The 21,382-nt window shown below is 49.3% G+C and carries 17 protein-coding genes; 5 read left to right on the forward strand and 12 right to left on the reverse strand.

Annotation, left to right across the window (positions count from 1 at the left end; genetic code table 11):
* Nucleotides 1-3 precede the first annotated feature (3 nt).
* Complete coding sequence (locus tag DXT99_RS06745) at nt 4-1,113, forward strand: DUF4249 domain-containing protein (RefSeq protein WP_181885051.1); 1,110 nt, start codon at nt 4-6, stop codon at nt 1,111-1,113.
* 14 nt (nt 1,114-1,127) lie between these two features.
* Nucleotides 1,128-3,578, forward strand: coding sequence for a hypothetical protein (locus tag DXT99_RS06750; RefSeq protein WP_115564782.1), 2,451 nt, complete (start codon nt 1,128-1,130; stop codon nt 3,576-3,578).
* Nucleotides 3,579-3,655: 77 nt separating this feature from the next.
* On the opposite strand, the gene DXT99_RS06755 is transcribed toward DXT99_RS06750, so the two are convergent.
* Together DXT99_RS06755 and purB are read right to left on the reverse strand one after the other, a co-directional pair.
* Nucleotides 3,656-4,846, reverse strand: a complete 1,191-nt coding sequence (locus tag DXT99_RS06755) for a sensor histidine kinase (RefSeq protein WP_115564783.1) — start codon at nt 4,844-4,846, stop codon at nt 3,656-3,658.
* A 274-nt stretch (nt 4,847-5,120) separates the two neighbouring features.
* Nucleotides 5,121-6,473, reverse strand: coding sequence for an adenylosuccinate lyase (purB, locus tag DXT99_RS06760; RefSeq protein ID WP_115564784.1), 1,353 nt, complete (start codon nt 6,471-6,473; stop codon nt 5,121-5,123).
* A gap of 310 nt (nt 6,474-6,783) precedes the next feature.
* Here purB and DXT99_RS06765 point away from each other — a divergent pair, with 310 nt between their 5' ends.
* The gene (locus DXT99_RS06765) at nt 6,784-8,778 is read left to right on the forward strand and encodes a biosynthetic peptidoglycan transglycosylase (RefSeq protein WP_115565015.1); all 1,995 of its coding nucleotides are present in this window, start codon (nt 6,784-6,786) and stop codon (nt 8,776-8,778) included.
* A 95-nt stretch (nt 8,779-8,873) separates the two neighbouring features.
* A complete protein-coding gene (locus DXT99_RS06770) occupies nt 8,874-9,923 on the forward strand; it encodes a bile acid:sodium symporter family protein (RefSeq protein ID WP_181885052.1) in 1,050 nt (349 codons plus the stop codon).
* A 91-nt stretch (nt 9,924-10,014) separates the two neighbouring features.
* Here DXT99_RS06770 and DXT99_RS06775 read toward each other — a convergent pair whose 3' ends face one another.
* The 8 genes from DXT99_RS06775 to hemG form a co-directional block, all read right to left on the reverse strand.
* Entirely contained in the window at nt 10,015-10,335 is a 321-nt protein-coding gene (locus DXT99_RS06775) for a DUF3817 domain-containing protein (RefSeq protein ID WP_115564785.1), read from the reverse strand.
* A 110-nt stretch (nt 10,336-10,445) separates the two neighbouring features.
* On the reverse strand, nt 10,446-11,567 hold the full coding sequence (locus tag DXT99_RS06780) for a chorismate mutase (RefSeq protein WP_115564786.1): 1,122 nt from the start codon (nt 11,565-11,567) through the stop codon (nt 10,446-10,448).
* Nucleotides 11,554-12,744, reverse strand: coding sequence for a pyridoxal phosphate-dependent aminotransferase (locus DXT99_RS06785; RefSeq protein ID WP_115564787.1), 1,191 nt, complete (start codon nt 12,742-12,744; stop codon nt 11,554-11,556). Before DXT99_RS06785 ends, DXT99_RS06780 begins: the two co-directional genes overlap by 14 nt.
* A gap of 4 nt (nt 12,745-12,748) precedes the next feature.
* Nucleotides 12,749-13,630, reverse strand: a complete 882-nt coding sequence (locus tag DXT99_RS06790) for a prephenate dehydratase (RefSeq protein WP_115564788.1) — start codon at nt 13,628-13,630, stop codon at nt 12,749-12,751.
* A gap of 318 nt (nt 13,631-13,948) precedes the next feature.
* Nucleotides 13,949-15,055 (reverse strand): 3-deoxy-7-phosphoheptulonate synthase, encoded by a 1,107-nt coding sequence (locus DXT99_RS06795; RefSeq protein ID WP_246000507.1) that lies wholly within the window; start codon nt 15,053-15,055, stop codon nt 13,949-13,951.
* A gap of 315 nt (nt 15,056-15,370) precedes the next feature.
* The gene (locus DXT99_RS06800) at nt 15,371-16,315 is read right to left on the reverse strand and encodes a TerC family protein (RefSeq protein ID WP_115564789.1); all 945 of its coding nucleotides are present in this window, start codon (nt 16,313-16,315) and stop codon (nt 15,371-15,373) included.
* A gap of 289 nt (nt 16,316-16,604) precedes the next feature.
* Nucleotides 16,605-17,339 carry a polyprenol monophosphomannose synthase gene (locus DXT99_RS06805; RefSeq protein WP_115564790.1) on the reverse strand — a complete coding sequence of 245 codons (735 nt, stop codon included), beginning with the start codon at nt 17,337-17,339 and terminating at the stop codon, nt 16,605-16,607.
* 17 nt (nt 17,340-17,356) lie between these two features.
* Nucleotides 17,357-18,703: a protoporphyrinogen oxidase gene (gene hemG, locus DXT99_RS06810; RefSeq protein ID WP_115564791.1), complete on the reverse strand. Its 1,347-nt coding sequence runs from the start codon at nt 18,701-18,703 to the stop codon at nt 17,357-17,359.
* A gap of 418 nt (nt 18,704-19,121) precedes the next feature.
* Between hemG and DXT99_RS06815 the strand changes: the two genes are divergently transcribed.
* Nucleotides 19,122-19,652 (forward strand): D-glycero-alpha-D-manno-heptose-1,7-bisphosphate 7-phosphatase, encoded by a 531-nt coding sequence (locus DXT99_RS06815; protein WP_115564792.1) that lies wholly within the window; start codon nt 19,122-19,124, stop codon nt 19,650-19,652.
* A 36-nt stretch (nt 19,653-19,688) separates the two neighbouring features.
* Here DXT99_RS06815 and DXT99_RS26975 read toward each other — a convergent pair whose 3' ends face one another.
* A complete protein-coding gene (locus DXT99_RS26975; RefSeq protein ID WP_181885053.1) occupies nt 19,689-19,853 on the reverse strand; it encodes a hypothetical protein in 165 nt (54 codons plus the stop codon).
* 90 nt (nt 19,854-19,943) lie between these two features.
* Nucleotides 19,944-21,344, reverse strand: coding sequence for a type III PLP-dependent enzyme domain-containing protein (locus DXT99_RS06820; protein ID WP_115564793.1), 1,401 nt, complete (start codon nt 21,342-21,344; stop codon nt 19,944-19,946).
* Nucleotides 21,345-21,382: the final 38 nt, after the last annotated feature.

The raw sequence follows: 21,382 nt of genomic DNA on the forward strand, positions 1-21,382 counted from the left end.
TGTGTGGAGCCCTATGCACCGGAGGTAATTGAGGGGCCGAATCACTACCTGGTGGTGGATGGTTTAATAAACGGAAACGGTATTACAACTGTAAAGCTGTCGCGCACGCAGAACATCTCAGAAGAGAGTATGCCTATGGCAGAGATGGGCGCTACACTACTGCTGGAAGAGGAGCAGGGGGCACAGTATCCGCTGTATGAGACTGATCCTGCTATGTATGTCAGCAACAGCCTTAACCTGGACCATACCAAAAAGTACAGGCTCTACATCAGGTTGTCTACCGGCAGGGAGTATGTCTCTGATTTTGTTGACGTAAAGCAAACGCCGCCCATTGAAAAGGTTAGCTGGGAGGCGCTGGACAACAGTCTGCAGATTTATGTCAGCAGCCGTGATCCGCAGAATAATACGCAGTACTATCGCTGGGAGTACGAAGATACCTGGGCCTATACGGCGGCTTTATATTCAAACATTAAGTACGATGAAGCCACCGGGACAATTGTTGCGCGTGGCCGTGGCGATGAAAATATTTATAACTGTTGGAGATCAGACAGCTCAAAAGACATTAAACTGGGCACCTCTGCCAAGCTCAGTCAAGATGTTATCCATGAATACCCAATCCTGACGCTGCGTGCTCTCTCGGAGGAGCTGCGCATAAAGTACAGCATCCTGGTAAAGCAGTATGCGCTCACGCAGGAGGCATACCAGTACTGGGAGGCGCTCCGGAAAAACACCGAGGGCATTGGGACGCTGTTCGACCCGCTGCCTGCCCAACTGACGGGAAATGTGCATAGCCTGGCAAACCCTGATGAGCCGGTGATTGGTTATGTCGGGGCCTCATCAGTGCAGGAGAAGCGGATTTTTGTAAGCCGGGACGAACTGCCGAAGGAGTGGCGGTATTTTTATCCTACCTGTCAGATGGACTCGCTGCTGCCAGCAGAAGGGGAGACTTTAGCCGATTTAGCAGTTCGTTTTAAAGGCGGAAATTACATGCCTGTCACCGAGATTTATCCTCCCCAAGGAGGGATTGCTCCCATCGGCTATATGGGAGCTACAAAAAGGTGTGTTGACTGCCGGACACGTGGCACCAACGTGAAACCTGATTTTTGGGAGTAAATCAACACCGATACATGAGAACAAACCACATGAAAGCGCTACACAGTACAGCACATACTGCTGCCAGGAGAGGCTTATACCTTTTGCTAAGTGCTGTGCTTGTACTGGCTGCAACAGGCCCTACGCTTGCCCAGACCGAGACATTAAAAAGTATTGTACAGGGCTTTGACGCCTACCGCAGCAAGGCTCTGCAGGAGAAGTTGTACCTGCACCTCGACAGGCCATTCTACGCTTGCGGGGAAACCATGTGGTTTAAGGTCTACAACACAGACGGGACCTTGCACAAGCCGCTCGACCTGAGTAAGGTAGCTTATGTAGAGGTGCTGGATGAGAGCCTGAAACCGGTGCTGCAGGGCAAAATTGCTTTGAAGGACGGCACAGGCAATGGTTCTTTTACGCTGCCTGTCTCGCTGACCTCTGGCAACTATAAAGTGCGTGCCTACACCAGCTGGATGAAGAACTTCGAGCCCGATTTTTATTTTGAAACGCCTGTCACGGTCGTCAACTCTTTTACCAGCCTTGGCCTGCCTCCTGTGCAGGATTCGGCCACTTACGCCATACAATTCTTCCCGGAAGGTGGAAGCCTGGTGCAGGGTATATCCGGCAAAGTAGCTTTCCAGGGAGTGAACAGAAAGACAGGCAAGGGCATAGATTTCACCGGAAAAGTAGTTGACGACAATGGTGTGGAGGTGGCGCAGTTTCGCTCCCACAAGTTCGGCATCGGGCAGTTTACTTTTATACCGGTTGCCGCTGCCACGTATACGGCCCTTATAGAACTCCCAAACAGGAAAGTGCTCCGGCAGAGACTGCCCCAGGTGTACGAACAGGGGTACAGCCTGCACCTGGAGGAGTATAATGCAGACCAGCTACAGCTAACTGTTGCAGCCACCGGTCAGCAACCAGAGGCGGTACACCTGCTGGGGCATGCCCGGCAAATAATAGGGGTGGCTGAAAGTGCAAGACTGCAGCAAGGTATCGCTACTTTTGTGGTGGATAAAAGTAAACTGGCAGAGGGTGTTAATCATTTCACCGTTTTCAACAGCCAAAAGCAGCCGGTTTGTGAACGCTTATACTTTAAGCGCCCGACACAAAAGCTGCAGGTGGATGCTAAAACAGACAAAGACCTATACACAACAAGAGAAAAGGTAACTGCCAACCTCCTGACGCAGGCACAGGAAGGGCAGGCAGTACCTGCTAACCTGTCGGTGTCTGTTTACAAACTGGATTCTTTACAGGGAGAGAGTGCCACCGATATCTATTCCTATCTGTGGCTAACTTCTGACTTGAAGGGAACGGTGGAACAGCCGGGGTACTACTTTACAACGTCAGGCCCGGAAGTTGATGAAGCCATAGATAACCTGATGCTCACACACGGCTGGAGTCGCTTCCGTTGGGAGGATGTGCTGCCGGAGCAAAACACCAACTATAAATTCCTGCCGGAGTATGATGGCCATTTTATCAGGGGCAAGATTACAGACGCTGAAACGGGTGCTATTGCCCCCAATATTACCACCTACTTAACTGCCCCCGGCAAGCATGTGCGCCTCTACAGCGCCACTAGTAATAAAGATGGTTTGGTGCAGTTTCAAGCGAAGGACTTTTACGGGCCAAAGGAAATTGTGGTACAATCCAACTTTCTGAAAGACAGCACCTATCATTTTGAGGTCTTTAGCCCCTTTTCAGATAAGTATGCTGCCAAACCACGGCCGGGTTTAGATATAGCAGAGCACCTGCAGCAGGAGCTGACACAGCGGCATATCGGGGTGCAGGTGCCCTATTCCTATCACGAAAAACACCTGAATATATACCGGGCGCCGGGCATTGATAGCACAGCCTTTTATGGCAAAGCAGATGCCACTTACCTGCTGGATGATTATGTTCGCTTTAAGGTAATGGAGGAGGTGATGCGCGAGTATGTGCCGGGTGTGCAGGTGCGCCTGCGAAGGGGCAGTTTTCACTTCAATGTATTAGACTCCCCGAATTCCTCCCTTTTCCATACAAACCCGCTGGTGCTGCTGGATGGTGTTCCTGTTTTTGACATTGACAAAATTATGGCGTTCGACCCCCGAAAGGTCCGGAAGTTAGAGGTGTTTACCAGTAAGTACTTCCACGGGCCACATGTATACACCGGCCTTGTCAGCTATACTACTTACCAAGGCGATTTGGCAGGCTTTCAACTGGACCCGCGCTCGCTGTTGATGGAGTACGAAGGCCTGCAACTACAGCGGGAATTCTACGCCCCTTCATACGACAACGAACAGCAAAGGCAAAACCGCCTGCCTGATTTCCGGAACCTGCTTCACTGGTCACCTGATGTAGTGACCAAAGCAGATGGTAAGACAGCACTTAGCTTTTTTACCTCAGACGAGGCTGGGAAGTATATGATTGTAGTGCAGGGAATGACGAAGAGTGGCCTGACAGGTAGCAAAGCATTTACGTTTGAGGTAAGGCAGCAGCCACTTTAGAGACTGTTCTGGAATATCAGTCACTAAGTAAATAGTGACTGATTGTAGAGCCCGAGTCAAAACTGATGCTGTGAGCTTTACTTTGGCCATGTAAAGTAAAAGGTGGTGCCCTGGCCAGCATCTGATTCTATCCAGACCTTACCGCCTTTGTCTTCCACTATTTTCTTTACAGTGGCGAGGCCAATACCAGATCCATGCTTTTTGCTGGCATCCCGGAGCAGGCGCTCAAACATAGCAAAAACTTTTTCCTGGTGTTGCAGCGGAATACCCGGGCCATCATCCTTCACACAGAAAGTGTAATATTTCTCTGACTCTTCGTCTATGCTAACCCATAGGTTTCCTTTGCCTGTGTGGTGGTATTTAAAGGCGTTGGAGATAAGATTGGCAAAAACCTGCTGTAACAGCACTTTCTCGGTAGTAAGAACCGGTAAGTCAGGTGAAACATGCGTCTTCATTTCACGGCCTCCGGAATGCTCCGCTATCAGGCCCTGTACCATGCCGTATACATCAACTTCCTCTTTAGGCAAGTCTTTTACTTGTGTCATGGAATACTGCAGGAGCCCTATGACCAGTTCTTCCATGGCAGCGGCGCTGTCTTTTATCAGCAGCAGGTTACTGGCCATGTTGGCGAAGTCCTTCGCAGCTAAATCATCCTGCAGCCATTCTATAATGGTGCTGATGTTCATGATAGGCTCCTTCAGATCATGTGATACCATGCGCACAAACTGTTCAAGCTTTTCGTTTGCCACCTTTAGCTGTAGCTTCTCTTTTTCCAGTTGCTCTTGTTTCAGGCGTAGCTCAAAATTCGCAACTACCTGTCGCGCCAGTGTATTTAAGGCATTCCGCTGCACCTCCGTGAGCTGCCTCGGAACAGTATCAAGTACGCAGAGGCTGCCGAGGTTATAGCCATTATCGGTTAAAAGTTGTGCGCCAGCATAAAACCTGATGTAGGGAGGGCTGGTCACAAGTATATTTTGCCGGAAGCGTTCATCTTCCAGGGTATCCTCAATCTCCAGAATATTGTTTTGAAGGATTGTGTGCTGGCAAAACGAGACAGAACGGGGCAGTTCACACACCTCTGTACCTACTTTGGACTTAAACCACTGTCTTTCTTCCGTAACCAGTGTTATAAGTGAAATGGGAGTATCGCAAATATGTGCGGCAAGCGCAGTGATGTCATCAAATTCTTTTTCGGCGGGGGTGTCAAGTATGTTAAATGCTTTCAGCGCCCTCAGTCTTTCTACTTCCAGCTTTTCAGTGATAGCCATTTTTAATGTTTCCTGTATAAATGTAATATCATACTAATTACATTTATATTTATATACGTAATTTTAAGCATTTGTGTATAAAAGGTATGTCTTTCAGAAAGGCAGAAGAATGAAAGATACCTCTGGTCAGGCATTCCAGATATATGACAATACTTTTATAACGTAGCAGAGGTGCATTAAATTATAGCTCAGGAAGCTTGTGAGTTATAAGCCTGAAAACGAGGAAGCCTCTGTGGGTATTCCACAGAGGCTTCCTGTATAAATAAATTCAAGTCTACAGCAGTGCTACACCTGTATAGTTGAAGGGCGATATCTGCTTCAGTTCTACTTTAATCTCATCAGTTACCTGCAGTGTTTCGATGAAATCATGGATGCGCTGTTCTGTTATCTTCTCATTTTTTCGGGTCAGTTCTTTCAAAGCCTCGTACGGCTGCGGATAGCCTTCACGGCGAAGCACTGTCTGAATTCCCTCTGCCACAACAGCCCAGTTATCCTCCAGGTGCCTGTTTAAAGCGGCCTCGTTCAGTTCTAGCTTTCCGATACCACGCTCCAATGATTTAAGGGCAACGATGATATGCGCCAATGGCACCCCCACATTGCGGAGAACGGTAGAGTCTGTCAGGTCGCGCTGCAGGCGGGAGATAGGCAATTTAGCGGACAGGTGCTCCAGCACAGCATTGGCAATGCCCAGGTTCCCTTCAGCATTTTCAAAATCAATCGGGTTTACTTTATGTGGCATCGCCGATGAGCCTACTTCACCTGCTTTGATTTTCTGCTTGAAGTAACCCATGGAGATGTACTGCCATATATCGCGGGAAAAGTCTGTCAGAATAGTATTCAGGCGTTTCAGGCCATCAAAATAAGCGGCCAGGTTATCGTAATGCTCAATTTGGGTGGTATACTGGCTGCGGTGCAGACCAAGGGCCTCCTGCACAAAGCGGTTACCGAACTCAGGCCAGTTAATGCCCGGGTAAGCCACGTAATGGGCGTTGAAGTTACCTGTGGCACCCCCAAACTTAGCTGAAAAGGGCACCTGGCGCAGTTGGTTTAGCTGCACCTCCAGGCGCTCGGCAAATACCATAAACTCTTTGCCCAGGCGGGTAGGGGAAGCAGGCTGGCCGTGCGTATGCGCCAGCATCGGGATGTCCTTCCAGGCCTGTGCCAGCGATGCCAGCGTCTGCTGCAGGTTCTGGTATGCCGGTTGCAGCACCTGCTCATTGGCTTCACGCAAAGAGAGTGGAATAGCGGTGTTGTTTACGTCCTGCGAAGTCAAACCAAAGTGGATGAACTCTTTATAGTCGCTCAGACCCAGGGCATCAAATTTATCTTTAATGAAGTACTCTACAGCCTTTACGTCGTGGTTCGTTACCTTTTCCGTTTCTTTTATAGTGAGGGCGTCTTCCTCTGAGAAGTTCTCATAAATAGCGCGCAGCTTTGGAAAGAGGCTGCTGTCTACCTGCTGCAGCTGCGGCAGGGGCAGCTCACAAAGCGCAACAAAATACTCCACCTCTACCAGCACCCGGTAGCGGATAAGCCCAAATTCTGAGAAATAAGCGGCAAGTTCAGTAGTATGGCGGCGATAGCGGCCATCCACCGGCGAAATAGCAGTAAGTGATGTCAGGTTCATACTGTAGATAATTCTTTGTTCAAAGATACATAGCTTTGCCACAGGAAGCCAAAGGCCTGCCAGCTGATTTAACGCTTAAGATACTTTTTTAAGGAATTAGATGCGCTAAGAGATTGTTAGCTATCTAGTTAAATAAATAGTAATTGTGCAGCTTTGGCACTATGCTTGTATAAAGGGCTTATAACATATATCTTAAGCTACATACACCCGTAATAGAGGAGGTTGTTGTATTATTGTAGCGCTGTATGTGTTCATTAGGGCAGCATGCATTGTAGATACAAAACATAATTTTAATTCGCATCAGAACATTTTGGACCATCGATTAAGAAACAGACTTATAGCTGTGTTTGGAGGTATCATTGCCTTCTTCCTGCTACTCATCGTACTTCTTTTTGTCTTTAGAGGTAGAGTGTTAGACTATACCATCGACCGCGTTGTTACAAGGGTGGAAAATAAATACCCTGCTGATTTCAATATAGGCAGTGCTGAGTTTACAGATTGGACCTCTGTGGTGCTGACAGATATTTCTTTTGTGCCGCATGGCCTCGATACGCTCTTTACAACTGATAGCGTAAATGCCACTGTCTCCTTCCGCTCTATTTTCGCCGGACGGGTTGTATTTAAGCGCCTGGAGGTGGCTAACAGTTATCTGACAGCTGTTAAAAGCGGAGACAAAACCAACTTTGGCTTTCTGTTCAAGAAAGAAGAAACGCAAGAGCCTGTGGATACAACTGGGGAGGGCCGCAACTATGGCGAATTGCTGAACCGCGTGATTGAAACGGCTTTCGAGAATGTGCCGGACCAGGTGGATTTCAGAAATCTGAATGCATCGTACGTTTCTACGAACCGCACCATCGACGTAAAGATGCCGTATCTGCGCATGGACGACGGTGAAATAGACTCCCAGGTGTCTGTCCGCACGGATTCACTGGTAAACAATATGCGCGTGCACGGCACCATCGACCCTCGCGCTTATCGGATTGCAGGTAGTTTGTATGGCTTTGACAACAGAGGAATTCGGCTGCCTTATGTAAAAAATAAGTTCGATGCGGAGGTGGCCTTCGATACGGCACATTTTAGCCTCGATAGCAAAGAGTTCAGAAACGAGAGGCTGACGATGCGTGGAAGTGCCATGGTGAATGACTTGATCCTGAACCACGAAAAGCTGGCAGGCGAAGATGATATACATGTGGAAGAAAGCGCAGTGGACTATGTGGTTACACTGGGGCCGAACCTGTACGTGATAGACAGCCTGACAGAAGTGCGTGTAAACAAGGCTAAGGCTAACATTTATGCCTCCTATCAGAATGAAGACTCCAAGGTTATTGACCTAATGGTGAAGACAGAGCAGATTCCTGCCAATGATTTCTTCCAGTCTCTGCCGACGGGTTTGTTTGAGAACCTGGAGGGTATAAAGGCACAGGGCCAGCTGCAGTATGACATGAAGTTCCACGTGAACATGGATAGCCTGAAGCAGGTAGCCTTTGATTCTGATCTGGATGCCTCAGAAGACTTTAAAATATTAGAATGGGGTAACACCAACATTGAGAAGATAAACGGTACGTTCATGCACACGGTGTACGAATACGGCAAACCGGTTCGCACCTTTCCGGTAGGTCCTTCCAACCCCTTTTATAGCCCCATCAACCAGATATCACCGCACTTGCGCAATGCCATTCTTTCTGCTGAAGATGCCGGGTTTTACAGCCACAACGGCTTTCATGAAGAAGCGTTCAGGCAAGCGATTGCAGAAAACCTGGAGGAAGGGGAGTTTGCCCGCGGAGGCAGCACCATCTCCATGCAGCTGGTGAAGAATGTATTCCTGTCGCGTAAAAAGACGGTGGCCAGAAAGGTAGAGGAGGCTATTATTGTATGGTTGATCGAAAATCAGGACCTTGTCTCGAAGCACCGCATGTTCGAAGTATACCTCAACATCATTGAGTGGGGGCCGGATGTGTACGGAGCCAAGGATGCGTCTAGGTTCTACTTCGGAAAGCAACCGTCAGAACTGAACGTGGCAGAAGCCATCTTCCTGACAAGCATTATTCCAAGCCCGAAACGGTTCCGCGCCTCCTTCGACAGCTACGGCAACCTCCGAAGCCATAAGCACGGCTATTACAGGCTGATTGGCGGACACATGCGCCGCCGTGGCCTCATTACGCAGGAAGAGTATGAAAACCTGTACCCGAACGTGCGCCTCTATGGCCGCGCCCGCGATTTGATTGTAACAGCCCAGGATACGTCTGTTGTGGAGGAAGACACCACACAGTATGAACTGGAAACAATAGACCTGCTGGATTTCTAAGCTTAACTGGCAACCTATACCTAACGGCCCCGCATTAAAACTGCGGGGCCGTTATTCATTTAGCGTGGCAAAGGATTTAGTTTTATACTTGCTGTATGAAAAAAGAGCAAAAGGTAGCAGAAGATGCTGTAGGCCTTATTCCGAGGGTTGGCGCTCTGGCTGCCCGCGCGGGTCTGGATTGGTTTCTGCTGGCCCTGGTTGGCATGATTGTGCTGGCATACCTGTTTCCGCAGGGGGGGATAGACCGTGAGCCATTGTCCTTAGGCGACGTGGCAAACTATGGCGTGTCGGTGATTTTCCTATTCTATGGATTGCGCTTGAGCCCGGAGAAGCTGAAAGCCGGCCTGAGTAGCTGGCGGCTGCATGTGGTGGTGCAGCTCAGCACTTTTGTGTTGTTTCCGCTGCTGATTTTGCCGCTGCATACTTTCTTTGAGGGCGGTGACAAAGAAATGCTTTGGCTGGGCACATTTTACCTGGCAGCCCTGCCATCCACGGTTTCCTCTTCCGTGGTGATGGTGTCGATAGCAGGAGGAAATATTCCGGCAGCCATTTTCAACGCCAGCATCTCCAGTCTGCTGGGTATTTTTATCACGCCCCTCTGGATGGGCCTCTTCCTGACCGCCAGCACGGAGGGCTTTGATATCTGGAGTGTGATGGGGAAGTTGATTCTGCAGGTGCTGCTGCCGGTGGTGCTGGGTATTGTGCTGCACCGCTACTGGGGCAGCTTTGCGGAGCGTAACAAAAAGAAGCTCCGTGTTTTCGACCAGATCATTATTTTGCTTATCGTATACACCTCCTTTTGCGAGTCCTTTGCCCGCAGAATGTTCAGTGGCTATAGCTTAACAGACCTGCTTTTACTTAGCACAGCCATGATAGGCCTGTTCTTCCTGGTGTACGGCATCACGAACGGCATCAGCCGCCTCCTGGGCTTTAACCGCGAGGACAGGATTACAGCTATCTTTTGCGGCTCCAAGAAATCACTTGTGCATGGTACGGTTATGTCGAAGGTGCTTTTCCCGAATGCCAACATGGTCGGAATCATCCTGCTTCCGATCATGATATACCATGCGCTGCAGCTTTTAGCAGCCAGCATTATAGCACAGGCTACTGCCCGTAAAGCCGGGCTGGAGGTGCAGGGGGAGTAGGAGGAGCAAGCCATCTGCTTCAGGAACCATCATAAAAAAGCCTGCCAGCAAATGAATGCTGGCAGGCTTTTTTATATAAATAATGATACCCTTAGGCTACTTTCTTCTGGAGCAGCGCCTTTTCTTCTTCCGTATGCAGCAGTTTCTTGTCCAGTATAAACGGGCCAAACGGCAGCAAAGAAGCGATGACACCAGCTGCCACTTTCATGATAGACCAGCGGTGCACCAGCGTTACCTGTAGCAAGGCCACCATGTAAAGTATAAACAGCACACCATGCGCCCAACCTACATACTTCACGACTTCAGGTATGCCAAACATGTGTTTTAGCGGCATACCGATGCCTAAAAGGAGCAGGTAAGAAATACCTTCGTAAATGCCCACAGTCCGGAGGCGGGAAATAGGAGTTTTCATGAGATAAACTTTTCTTTGTTGATGCTGCTATGCAACAGCGCAAAGGTAAAAAACGTGCCCTGCCTGCCACAACAAAAAGAGACATTATCTGCTTTTCAGAGCTTGGCTTTTTACTTTATCGCCTCTTTTTTAGGCGAAGTAGCAGCAGCATTTATCACTTCGTTCTGCACACCAATAGAGTGTTGATGGATAGCATCTAAGATAGCTCTGATAAAACCTTCGTCCACACCTACCTCGTTTGCCAGTCTTACTCTGTCCTCCACAAGCTCCTTCCAGCGGCCTGCCTGAAAAATATCCAGTGCGTTTGCGCGTTTGTACTCTCCAATTCTTTTAGACACGTCAGAGCGAAGGAACAACAGGTTAATAAGGTCATGGTCTAAACGGTCGATCAGGCTGCGCAGGTCCTGGAGTTGTTCCGGGCTTGCTACATGCTCGTGGTCAAGGTCTAAGGCATTCAGTAATTTGGTGAGCCCCTCCGGCGTTACCTGCTGCGATGCATCGCTCAGGGCCACATCCGGGTTAATGTGCGACTCAATCATCAAGCCATCAACGCCCAGGTGCAGCGCCTGCTGGCTCACAGTCTCTAATAAATCGCGGCGGCCTGCAATATGGCTTGGGTCGCAGAACAAAGGAATACCCGGCGCCAGGCTGCGGATTTGCTGAATGGTTTCCCATTTCGGGTGGTTGCGGTACGGTTTGTTGTTTGGTGTAGAGAAGCCCCTGTGTATCAGGCCAAGGTCCGTGATCCCGGCACGATTCAGACGCTCCAGGGCACCTAACCAAAGTTGTATATCAGGGTTCACCGGGTTTTTCACCAGTACCGGAATGTCAACACCCTGTAGGGCATCTGCCACTTCCTGCACCGAGAATGGGTTAACCGTGGTGCGTGCGCCCACCCATAGGATGTCTACGCCATACTCCAGTGCCTCTTCCACGTGCTGCGCGTTGGCTACTTCTACAGCCGTTGGCAGGCCGGTTTCCTGCTTTACAGTGCGCAGCCACTCTAATCCAACTCTACCCACACCCTCGAACAGACCTGGACGGGTGCGTGGCTTCCAGATACCTGCTCTGAAAATATGCACGCGGTGGTCGTTTATCAACCCGCGGGCTGTCTGGAGCATCTGTTCTTCACTCTCGGCGCTGCAAGGGCCACTGATGAGCGTAGGTATTGTACTACTCTTTAATATTTTGGAATCGGTAGTAATGTTTAGGTTTGAATTATTTGAGCTCATGGCTAACTGTAAGTATAGTATGTTGTTTAATTCTTTTAATTGCTTCTTCTAATTGGCCCGCTGATACACAAAGCGATACGCGCAGATATCGTTCCCCCTGGGTGCCGAAAACTTTTCCTGGCGTGATAAAAACACCTGGTCCGTATAGGATTTCGTCGAGGTAAGCCTCCACATCGGCTATATGGTCCGGCACGCGCGCCCACACAAACATGCCCACCGTGTGCTTCTGATACTGGCATTCCAGCGTATCTAATAACTGGTGCACGAGTACTTTACGCTTGGCATACTCTTCGTTGCGGGCTGCGTGCCACTCATTGTCATTTTGCAGCGCCTCTATGGCCGCCTGCTGTACCGGTAAAAACATGCCCGAGTCCATGTTGCTCTTCACCGCCAGGATGGTAGAGAGGTATTCGGGGTGGCCCAGCACCATGCCTACACGCCAGCCCGCCATGTTATGCGACTTACTCAGGGAGTTGAGTTCCAGGCAGCATTCCTTCGCGCCTTCCATACTGAGCAGGCTGAGCGGCGACTGGTTTGGCAGCACAAGGCTGTATGGGTTATCATTAATCAGCAAAACCTGGTGCTGTTTGGCAAATGCTATTAGCCGTTCAAAAAGTTCTGCTGTGGCTTCTGTGCCGGTAGGCATGTGCGGGTAATTTATCCACATCACCTTTACATTGCCTGCTTTAATTAATTGCAGCAATTCCTCCTCTTGTGGCAGCCAGCCATTTTCCTCATCCAGGGTATAGGAAACAGGCTCAGCACCAGCCAGACGGGCCGCAGCGGCATAGGCAGGATATCCGGGGTTTGGCACCAGTACTTTATCGCCGGGGTTCAGGAAAGCCATGGAAATATGGGCGATACCTTCTTTCGAACCCATCAGCGGCAGCACTTCGGCCTCTGTGAGGGCTACACTGTAGGCCTGCCCATACCAGGTGGCAATAGCCTCCCGCAACGAAACAATCCCGTTGTAGGACTGGTAACCGTGGCTTTGTGGTGCGGCTGCACTATTAGTGAGTGCTGCCACTGTAGCTGCGGAAGGCAGTTGGTCGGGGTTGCCGATGCCCAGGTTGATAATCTGCTTTCCTTTGGCGGCAAGCGCCCGCACTTCGGCCAGTTTCCTGGCGAAGTAGTACTCCTGCACGTGCTGGAGGCGGTCTGCTTTCGGTATAATCATGGTTTTAATGCTGTAGTAAGCTGTTTACCTTTTTCTTAGGGTTCGGATGCTCCGGATACTTTGTTTTCTGATAAAGCCCCAATAATCGCTGGTATTCTACTAATGGCTTCAGCGTGTCAATTGTCTCCTTCAGATTTTCGCTCGATGTTCCCTCCAGTTCGATGACCATATAATGTGCGTGGCTGCGTGCAGTAGCCGGTAGCGTCTGTATCAGCGCTACATGAATGTCGTGCGTATGCAGCTGCGAGAAAACATCTGCCAAAGAACCTTCGTGCGATACCTGCAGGAGGAGTGTAGCTTTGTTTATATAAGTCTCTCTTTCCTGTGGCTGCTCCCTGTTCACCACCAGGAAACGGGTGAAGTTATCGCGCCGGTCTTCAATGTTCTCTGCCAGCATCTCCAGGCCGTATAGAGCGGCGGCCTGCTTGCTTGCAATGGCTGCTACGCCTTCCAGGCCTTTTTCTCTTATCTCTTTTGCGCTATCAGCTGTATCGTGGCTTTCCTGCAACTGCAGCTGTGGCTGCTGTGTCAGAAACTCCATGCACTGGTTCAGGGCCATCGGGTGTGTCACCACTTTTATCAGGTCCTGCAGTTGCTGCCCCGGCAGCGCCATCAGGTTCTGCTCAATCGGCAGCCACAACTCACCGGTCACAAACAGGTTGAACTGGTGCAGCAGGTTGTAGTTAGGGAGAATGCTGCCCGCCAGGGTATTTTCCACGGCCATCACGGCCTGGTCGGCTTTCCTCTGCTCCAGCACCTCGCATAGCTGCCGGAACGACTGGCAAGGCACACTCGCTACTTCATGCTGCGGAAAGTACTGCTGGGCTGCCACCTCGTGGAAAGAGGCCGGGCCTCCCTGAATCGCTACTTTTAGTTTCTGTGTCATATAAAGAAAAAGCCCCGCTTTAGGCGGGGCTCTCTGAGTTCTATACTTTGATGCACTTACGCAATAGCATATCTCTGGAGCCCCGGCGGAGTACCAAAAAAGTAGTAGCTAAAGTAAAATGTAATGTGCTGAATCATGTCTTGTTTTAATTTCTGTGCTAAACTTACGCATGTAAATTTACAAAATCAAAATTGGAGGGAATAATTTTCTGATAAATTCGGGAAAAGCAGTGAAACTGCTTAAAACAGATGTAAAAGAATACTCCCTTAAAAGCAAAAGCACCTTCCTCTTATATGTTTGAGGAAGGTGCTTTTGCTTTTAAGCCACAGCCGATGCTCCAAGGCCACCGCTTTGGGAGTTTTGCTGTTGTATTGCGCTTAACACCGATAACACAAAGCCTTTGTCCACTGCATTCGGGTCAGCCTGCTGCAGCCAATCGTTTATTTGCTTCTGCCATTTCTGCGTTATCTGCAGGTTTGGCTGCAGGTCGCCCATCCGGCGCTGGCTTATCTTCTTGGAAACCTCAGTCCGGCGCAACAGCAGTTCCAGCAGCGCGTCGTCGAGGCTGCCTATCTGCTGGCTCAGCTCGTCGAGTTGTTCTACCAGTTCCGTAGTGCCTCCCAGTTTGGCGTTGGAGACCACGGCATTCACGAGCAAATCAAGTTCCTGCGGCAACAGCTGCTGCTGCGGGCTGCTTAGCGCTGCCGCCGGGTTCATATGCGATTCAAAGAGTAACCCATCTGTTCCCAAATCCACCGCCTTCTGGCTTACCGGGTAAAGCAGGCTGCGGCGACCAGCAATATGGGCCGCATCACACAGCACAGGAAGTTGTGGGTATAGCTCCTTCAGCTTAAGCATGTGGTCCCAGCGCGGGTGGTTGCGGTACGGCGACTGCTCATCTGTGGAGAAGCCCCTGTTAATCACCCCAAAATCAGTAAGGCCAGCGTATTGCAGACGCTCCAGCGCCCCAATCCAAAGTTCCAAGTTTGGGTATACCGGGTTGTTTACCAGCACAGGGGTATTAGTGCCTCTCAGTACAGCGGCTATTTCTTCTATGGCAAACGGGTTTACAGTAGCCCTGCCGCTGATGGTCAATATATCAACTCCATGCTTCAGGGCCTCTTCCGCGTGCTGCGCGTTGGCTACTTCACAGGCAGTTTGCAGGCCTGTCTCTTTCTTTACCATAGCCAGCCACTGTAGCCCCACCGTGCCCACCCCCTTAAAGGAATCAGGGCGCGTGCGCGATTTCCAGATACCCGCTCTGAAGACTGACATGCCCTGGATGTTCTTTAACTGCTGGGCTGTCTTTAGCATCTGTTCCTCGCTTTCGGCACTGCATGGGCCAGCAATCAGCACTAATTTACCGTCTGCGTTCCGAAAGCTGCTTTCTGGTGCTAAACTGATGGTGGTTCTACTTGCTTTCATGGTTAGGCATGTTAAGAATTTTACTTTCTGAGGCTTGTTTTGTAATGAATTGATAAATGGTTTGAATAAAAAAAGCCCTGCAACTTGCGGGGCTTCCTAGGTGGTGTTAGTCCGAAAACTTTGTGCAACGCACTACCATTGGAGCCCCGCATGGGGAACCTTAAACGGATTGGAGAGAATTTGCGCGACAAGCCTGTTCATATATTTCTTATTTTGAATCAAAGTAAATAAATATTTCTTATGTATACAAGTTAAATTAAAATTTGTTGATTTTTTTTCAACAAATTTTAATGATGATTGCTAAATTACTATTTGCTACTCTTTAATCGGAGGCTCTGGCAATTCCTCCTCCGGCTTAGGATACATAAGTGAGGCAATAACTGAGATAGCCAGTATAGCACCTACCACCAGCAAAGCATAGCGCATATCTATTTCTACAATGTCGCTTAGCAACAGTTTGGCGCCTATAAACACTAAGATAGCCGACAAGCCGTAGTGCAGGTAGTGGAACAGCTGCATAATGCCTGCTAAGGCAAAGTACAGCGCCCGCAGCCCTAACAAGGCAAACACGTTAGAGGTGTACACAATAAAAGGGTCTTTCGAGATAGCCAGAATAGCCGGAATAGAATCGGCGGCAAACACCACATCCGTGCTTTCCACCATAATAAGCACCAGGAAAAGTGGTGTGGCGTAAAGCTTGCCATTCTGCTTCGTGAAGAACTTTCCTCCATCAGGTGTTTTCGAAATGCGCATGTGCTTGCTTACCCAACGCACCAGGGGGTTGTCTTCCGGGTGCAACTCTTCAGCGCCGTGCGAGAAAAGCATCTTTACTCCTGTAAAAATCAGGAAAGCTCCCAGGATGTAGATGATAAAGTGAAACTTAGCAATAAGTGCTACACCTACCAGGATGAATATTCCCCGTAGCACCAGCGCCCCGATAATACCCCAGAAAAGGATCTTGTGCTGAAACTTGAGCGGTACTTTAAAGTAGCTGAAGATCATGATAAACACGAAGAGGTTGTCGACACTCAGGGATTTCTCTATCAGATAGCCTGTCAGGAACTCGAGGGCCGGGCCGGGGCCCTGCCAGTAATAGATGACTGCATTAAAGCCCAGGGAGAGCATAATCCAGAAAAGGCTCCAGAGCAGTGCCTCTTTTATCTTTACTTCATGCTCTTTGCGGTGAAACACAAACAGGTCCAGCCCAAGCAGCAGGAGCACGAAAGCGTTAAATAAAATCCAGAAAAGGATATTGTTCATAATAGCGAGGTAAACGGGTGTTACTTCTAAAAATCAGAGGTACTGTTGTAATTGTAACCCGTAAATTTAGTGGAAAAGGCTACAGTTCTAAAGAAAGAGGAAGAATTATAATTTGACCTGAAAAGGAGCCGGGAAAGAGGCCTGTCCGTAACCTGCTACTGCTCAATAATGAAGCAGGGTATCCCGGAGGCACTGCTGACGAACTAACAAAAGCACAGCAGGAAAACGTGATAGCCTGCCATTCATCGGCATAATGAAATCAGGGCAAAGGAAGGACGTTGGTTGTTAGCTAATACCTGTCGAAGTGGCGGAAGTAGCTGTTTATTTTCATTTGCAGCACCCCTAGTACGGCCTCCTTAAAGATACCGGACGACATTTTAGATACTCCTTTTGTGCGGTCTGTAAAGATGATAGGCACTTCCTTTATCTTGAAGCCGTACTTGTAGGTCAGGAACTTCATCTCTATCTGAAAGGCATAGCCTACAAAGCGGATATTGTTCAGTTGTATAGTTTCGAGCACTTTGCGGCGGTAGCACTTGAAGCCGGCCGTTGTGTCGGCAATCGGCATGCCGGTGACCATGCGCACGTAGGAGCTTGCAAAGTAAGACATCAGCACGCGGCTCATAGGCCAGTTCACCACGTTTACACCCTGTATGTAGCGGCTGCCGATGGCTACGTCGTAGCCGTCGATGGCGCAGGCATGGTACAGGCGTATCAGGTCGTCGGGGTTGTGTGAGAAGTCGGCGTCCATCTCAAAAATATACTCATAGCCCCGGTGCAGGGCATACTTAAAGCCGTGGATGTAGGCAGTGCCCAGGCCTAACTTCCCTTTGCGGGTTTCGAGGTGCAGGCGCCCGGGGTACACAAATTGCATGTCCCGGACAATGTCAGCTGTGCCGTCCGGTGAGCCATCGTCAACAATCAACAGGTCGAACGGGTGCGCCAACAGCATTACCTTCCGGATCATTGCCTCAATATTCTCCCGTTCATTATAAGTTGGGATGATCACCAACGAGTCTTTCATGCCTCAAATATAGGCAATCAGCTATTGAGGACATGAGGGCGCTTTAAATTAATTTTGTGAGCGAGCTCCTTTGCATAGTGAATACAATTTGCCACAGACACCCCCGATTGCCAGTTAGCAGCGATAAAAAGGCCTTCCTGCTCCAGGTCTTTGGCCATCGTATGGGCGTCCTCTATATGCATGTCGTATTGCGGAATAGAATGCTTCCAGAGGTAGGCGTGCTGAAAGTTGGGCTTGTCAGCGGAGATACCATGGAGTGCCGATAGCTCTTCGTGCACTCCCTGCAGCAGCTTTGGCCGCTCCATCAGCGCCTTCTCCGGCGACTGGCTTCCGCCTACAAAGGTTGTAAACAGCACCTCATGGGGGCGGCAGCGCCCGTCAAAAACAGAACTGCTCCAGACAGAGCCTGTGGCAAAAGCAGACTCTAGCTGCGGGTGCAACGCTCCAAAACCCTTGGGGGAGTGTGTGACGTCTTTGCGGTTGTACACCGTGTGCACCACTGCCAGTGGAGGGTAGTGGATATTCTGCATCGCTGCTGAAAGACCGGGAAAGGTGTACTGCAGGAGCTCTGCTGCCTGGTAAGCGGGAAGTGCGAGCACCAGCAGGTTGTACTCTTCGGTATCGTAGTCGCCGGGGGAGGCGCAGGAAATGATATACTTACCCTGGCTGCGCGTAATCATCTCCACACGGTGCTCAGTATGCAGCGAGATGAGCTTTCCGGCAATGGCCTTGGGCAAAGTGCGCATGCCTTTGGCAAACGAAAACGTCTTCTGCCGGACATAGCTGTTTTTCTGCTGCACCAGCCCCTTCAGCACGGAGCCATACCGCATCTCCAGTTCTTTAAGCCTGGGAAGCGCCTTCTTTATAAGCAGCTTCTCCGGATCTCCCGCATAAATTCCGGGCATAAAAGGGCTGACAGTATACGCTGCCATCTTACCGCCAAAGCGCCGCTCAAAGAATTGCGCTACTGTTTCATAATCTATGTCGGCAGGTGGTACGTCTTTCTCTTTCAGGATGCGGTACTTTGATTTCCAGGAGAAAAAATCACTGGACAAAAGCGAAAAAGGGGAAGATGGCAACCTTGTGTAACTGCCGGCGCGCAGCACATAGCGGTGATCGTGCTCGGGGGCGGCATGCATCACTTCCCGCTCCAGTTTCAGTTCCCGCACCAAATCCTTCAGCTCAGGCGTGCTTTGCAGCGAGTTAGGACCCATCTCCAGCAGGTACTCATGCACTTTTACCGTCCGAATGTTGCCGCCCACGTGTGTGGTAGCCTCAAACAAATCATACGGAATGCCCAGCTTCTGTAGGTAGTATGCCAGTGCTAACCCCGATATGCCTGCTCCAATTATTGCTACTCTCATCCAAGATAATTTAAGTCCCTGATGTACAGTCGGCCAGTGCCGAAAGAGATGTTTTCATCTACAGCAACAGTGCCTTGCTGCTGCTTCAGGCCTGTTCCTCTTCTGTGTATTTATACGTAGAACGTCTGCTTTTCTTAAAAGTATGCATGCTATCCATCCTGATGTTTATTTTTTAAAAGTCTGCTCTCTGTGCTGTCACTATAAACTCCTTCTACCACCGTTAAAAATATTGTTTCATAGCCTTATTAGGAATTAGCGATATGCCTTTTGGTATGTACAAACATGCTCTTATAGCATAAGAAAAGCTATTTCAAAAATAACGTCTGATTTTGCCTGCTTACTTCTAACACCTGGTGTTAGGGTAGGCCGCTGGTAAATAAATCTTTAATTTAGCGCCTCAAACATTACCTGTTCACTCATGCAAAAGAATAAATGTGTCTTCCTGGATCGCGACGGTGTGCTCAACCGCGAACGGGGAGACTATACTTATAGGCTGGAGGATTTTGAGGTGTTGCCCCGCGTACCGGAAGCCCTGGCGCTGCTGAAAGAAAATAACTACCTGCTGATAGTGATTACAAACCAGGCTGGCGTTGCCAAAGGTCTGTACCAGCGGGCAGATGTACTGGGTTGCCACCAGAAACTGCAGGAGTCATGTAATACACTGATTGATGCTATATACTATGCACCAAACCATCCAGCGTACTCTGAGTCACTGTCGCGTAAGCCGGACAGCCTGATGTTTGAAAAGGCTATTGCTAAATATAACATAGATCCGGAAGCGTCGTGGATGGTGGGAGATTCCCTGCGCGACCTGCAGGCTGCCGCCAAAGTGGGCGTGGCCTCTGTTCTGGTAGGAGAGCAGCACCTTGCGCAGACACACCCATGGCAGGCGCGGGACCTTTGGGAGGCCGCACAAATAATACTTCAGGAAACAAAAAAGCCGGCGTAGGGCCGGCTTTTTATATGGATAGGAATGAGGTTCAGTTTAGCCTTTGGCTACCTCAGTTGCTTCGTTAGCAGGGGTGGTAGCCGGTGCTTCTTCCTGTGCCGGTGTTTCAACAGTTGCATAGTTGTAAGCCGGGCAATAAGTCTTGCAAGAGGACACGCCCAAGGCTAAGCACAGGGAGCCCAATAAAATAACTTTCTTCATGATCGTATACTTTTCAGAGGATTTCAAATCAAAAATAATTCAATTAGTTTAAAAGGCAAACTATTTTCCTATAATATTCAGTTTTCTATATTATGCTTCCACTTCGTAGCCTAGTATCTTCAGCATAGACTCAGGTGTTTGTTCCGGAGCAAACTGCCAGTGCTTTAGCTCACCGTTCTCATCGCGGTCCACCAGAATGTGCTGCGGCGACGGAATCAGGCAGTGTTTAATGCCGCCGTAACCACTTAACTGCTCCTGGTAAGCCCCTGTATGGAAGAAACCAATGTAAAGCGGCTCGTTCTTTGGAATCTTCGGCAGGAATACCTGGAAAGAGTGCATCTCCGAGTTATAGTAGTCCTGGCTGTCGCAGGTCATGCCGCCTAACTGTATTCTACGGTACTCTTTGTCCCAATGGTTAACTGACAGCAAAGGCCAGCGCTGGTTAAGCGCCCAGGCATCCGGCAGGTTCGTGATAAAAGAACCATCAATCATGTACCATAGTTCCTTGTCGTTCTGAAGTTTAGCATCAAGCACAGAGTAAATGTTAGCGGCGCTTTCGCCTACTGTGAAAATTCCGAACTCTGTAAAGATGTTTGGCTCCGGCACCCCCTCTTCGGCACAGATACGCTTGATGGTACGCAGGATCTCCTGTATCATGTAGTTATAGTCGTAATCTACCTGAATAGAGGTTTTGATAGGGAAGCCTCCACCAATGTCCACTGTGTCCAGCTCCGGGCAAACTTTCTTCAGTTCGCAGTATTTGCGTAAAAACCTGCTCAGCTCAGACCAGTAGTAAGAGGTATCCTTGATGCCTGTGTTAATAAAGTAGTGAAGCATTTTCAGCTCAAACTTAGGGTTAGGCTTAATCTGCTGCTCATACAGGTCGATTACGTCATCGTAGCGCACACCGAGGCGGGAGGTATAAAACTCGAACTTTGGCTCTTCGTCAGAGGCCAGTCGGATGCCTACCTTCGTCTTCACGTTCACGTTCTCCTTGTAATACTCAATTTCGCCCAGGTGGTCGAGTATAGGCATGCAGTTTACGAAGCCTTCATTCAGCAGTTCTGAGATCCACTGGCGGTAGCGCTCGCGCTTAAAACCGTTACATATAATATAGGTGTTCTTGTCTATCTTGCCCTTCCTGTGCAGCGCACGCACAATCTGCATGTCGTAGCCGGAAGATGTCTCGATATGGACACCGTTTTTCAAAGCCTCCTCCATTACAAAAGAAAAGTGAGAAGCTTTTGTACAGTAGCAATAGGTATATGTGCCCTTATAATCAAGCTTTTCTATGTTCTCCGCGAACAAGCGCTTTGCCTTCTGAATCTGGGAACCGATTTTGGGTAAGTATGTTAATTTAAGAGGAGTGCCATATTCTTTGATGAGGTCCATCAGTGGAATACCGTTGAACTGCAATTCATCATCTACTACCTGGAACTCATCTGTAGGAAAATCAAATGTCTGATGTATGAGGTCTGTGTATTTATCCATTTATAGTGGTCGTGATATAAGAAAAAATGCAATATTGA

Origin of the sequence: Pontibacter diazotrophicus (genome assembly GCF_003367245.1) — a bacterium.
GTDB classification, from domain to species: Bacteria; Bacteroidota; Bacteroidia; order Cytophagales; family Hymenobacteraceae; genus Pontibacter; species Pontibacter diazotrophicus.

Bases quoted from the DNA above. Each gene is read 5' to 3' on its own strand.
- DXT99_RS26975 (WP_181885053.1), bottom strand. From the start codon at position 19,853: ATGAAGAAAGTTATTTTATTGGGCTCCCTGTGCTTAGCCTTGGGCGTG.
- DXT99_RS06815 (WP_115564792.1), top strand. From the start codon at position 19,122: ATGCAAAAGAATAAATGTGTCTTCCTGGATCGCGACGGTGTGCTCAAC.
- DXT99_RS06790 (WP_115564788.1), bottom strand. From the start codon at position 13,630: ATGACACAGAAACTAAAAGTAGCGATTCAGGGAGGCCCGGCCTCTTTC.
- DXT99_RS06770 (WP_181885052.1), top strand. From the start codon at position 8,874: ATGAAAAAAGAGCAAAAGGTAGCAGAAGATGCTGTAGGCCTTATTCCG.
- hemG (WP_115564791.1), bottom strand. From the start codon at position 18,703: ATGAGAGTAGCAATAATTGGAGCAGGCATATCGGGGTTAGCACTGGCA.
- DXT99_RS06795 (WP_246000507.1), bottom strand. From the start codon at position 15,055: ATGAAAGCAAGTAGAACCACCATCAGTTTAGCACCAGAAAGCAGCTTT.
- DXT99_RS06820 (WP_115564793.1), bottom strand. From the start codon at position 21,344: ATGGATAAATACACAGACCTCATACATCAGACATTTGATTTTCCTACA.
- DXT99_RS06750 (WP_115564782.1), top strand. From the start codon at position 1,128: ATGAGAACAAACCACATGAAAGCGCTACACAGTACAGCACATACTGCT.
- DXT99_RS06805 (WP_115564790.1), bottom strand. From the start codon at position 17,339: ATGAAAGACTCGTTGGTGATCATCCCAACTTATAATGAACGGGAGAAT.
- DXT99_RS06800 (WP_115564789.1), bottom strand. From the start codon at position 16,315: ATGAACAATATCCTTTTCTGGATTTTATTTAACGCTTTCGTGCTCCTG.
- DXT99_RS06780 (WP_115564786.1), bottom strand. From the start codon at position 11,567: ATGAGCTCAAATAATTCAAACCTAAACATTACTACCGATTCCAAAATA.
- purB (WP_115564784.1), bottom strand. From the start codon at position 6,473: ATGAACCTGACATCACTTACTGCTATTTCGCCGGTGGATGGCCGCTAT.
- DXT99_RS06755 (WP_115564783.1), bottom strand. From the start codon at position 4,846: ATGGCTATCACTGAAAAGCTGGAAGTAGAAAGACTGAGGGCGCTGAAA.
- DXT99_RS06785 (WP_115564787.1), bottom strand. From the start codon at position 12,744: ATGATTATACCGAAAGCAGACCGCCTCCAGCACGTGCAGGAGTACTAC.
- DXT99_RS06775 (WP_115564785.1), bottom strand. From the start codon at position 10,335: ATGAAAACTCCTATTTCCCGCCTCCGGACTGTGGGCATTTACGAAGGT.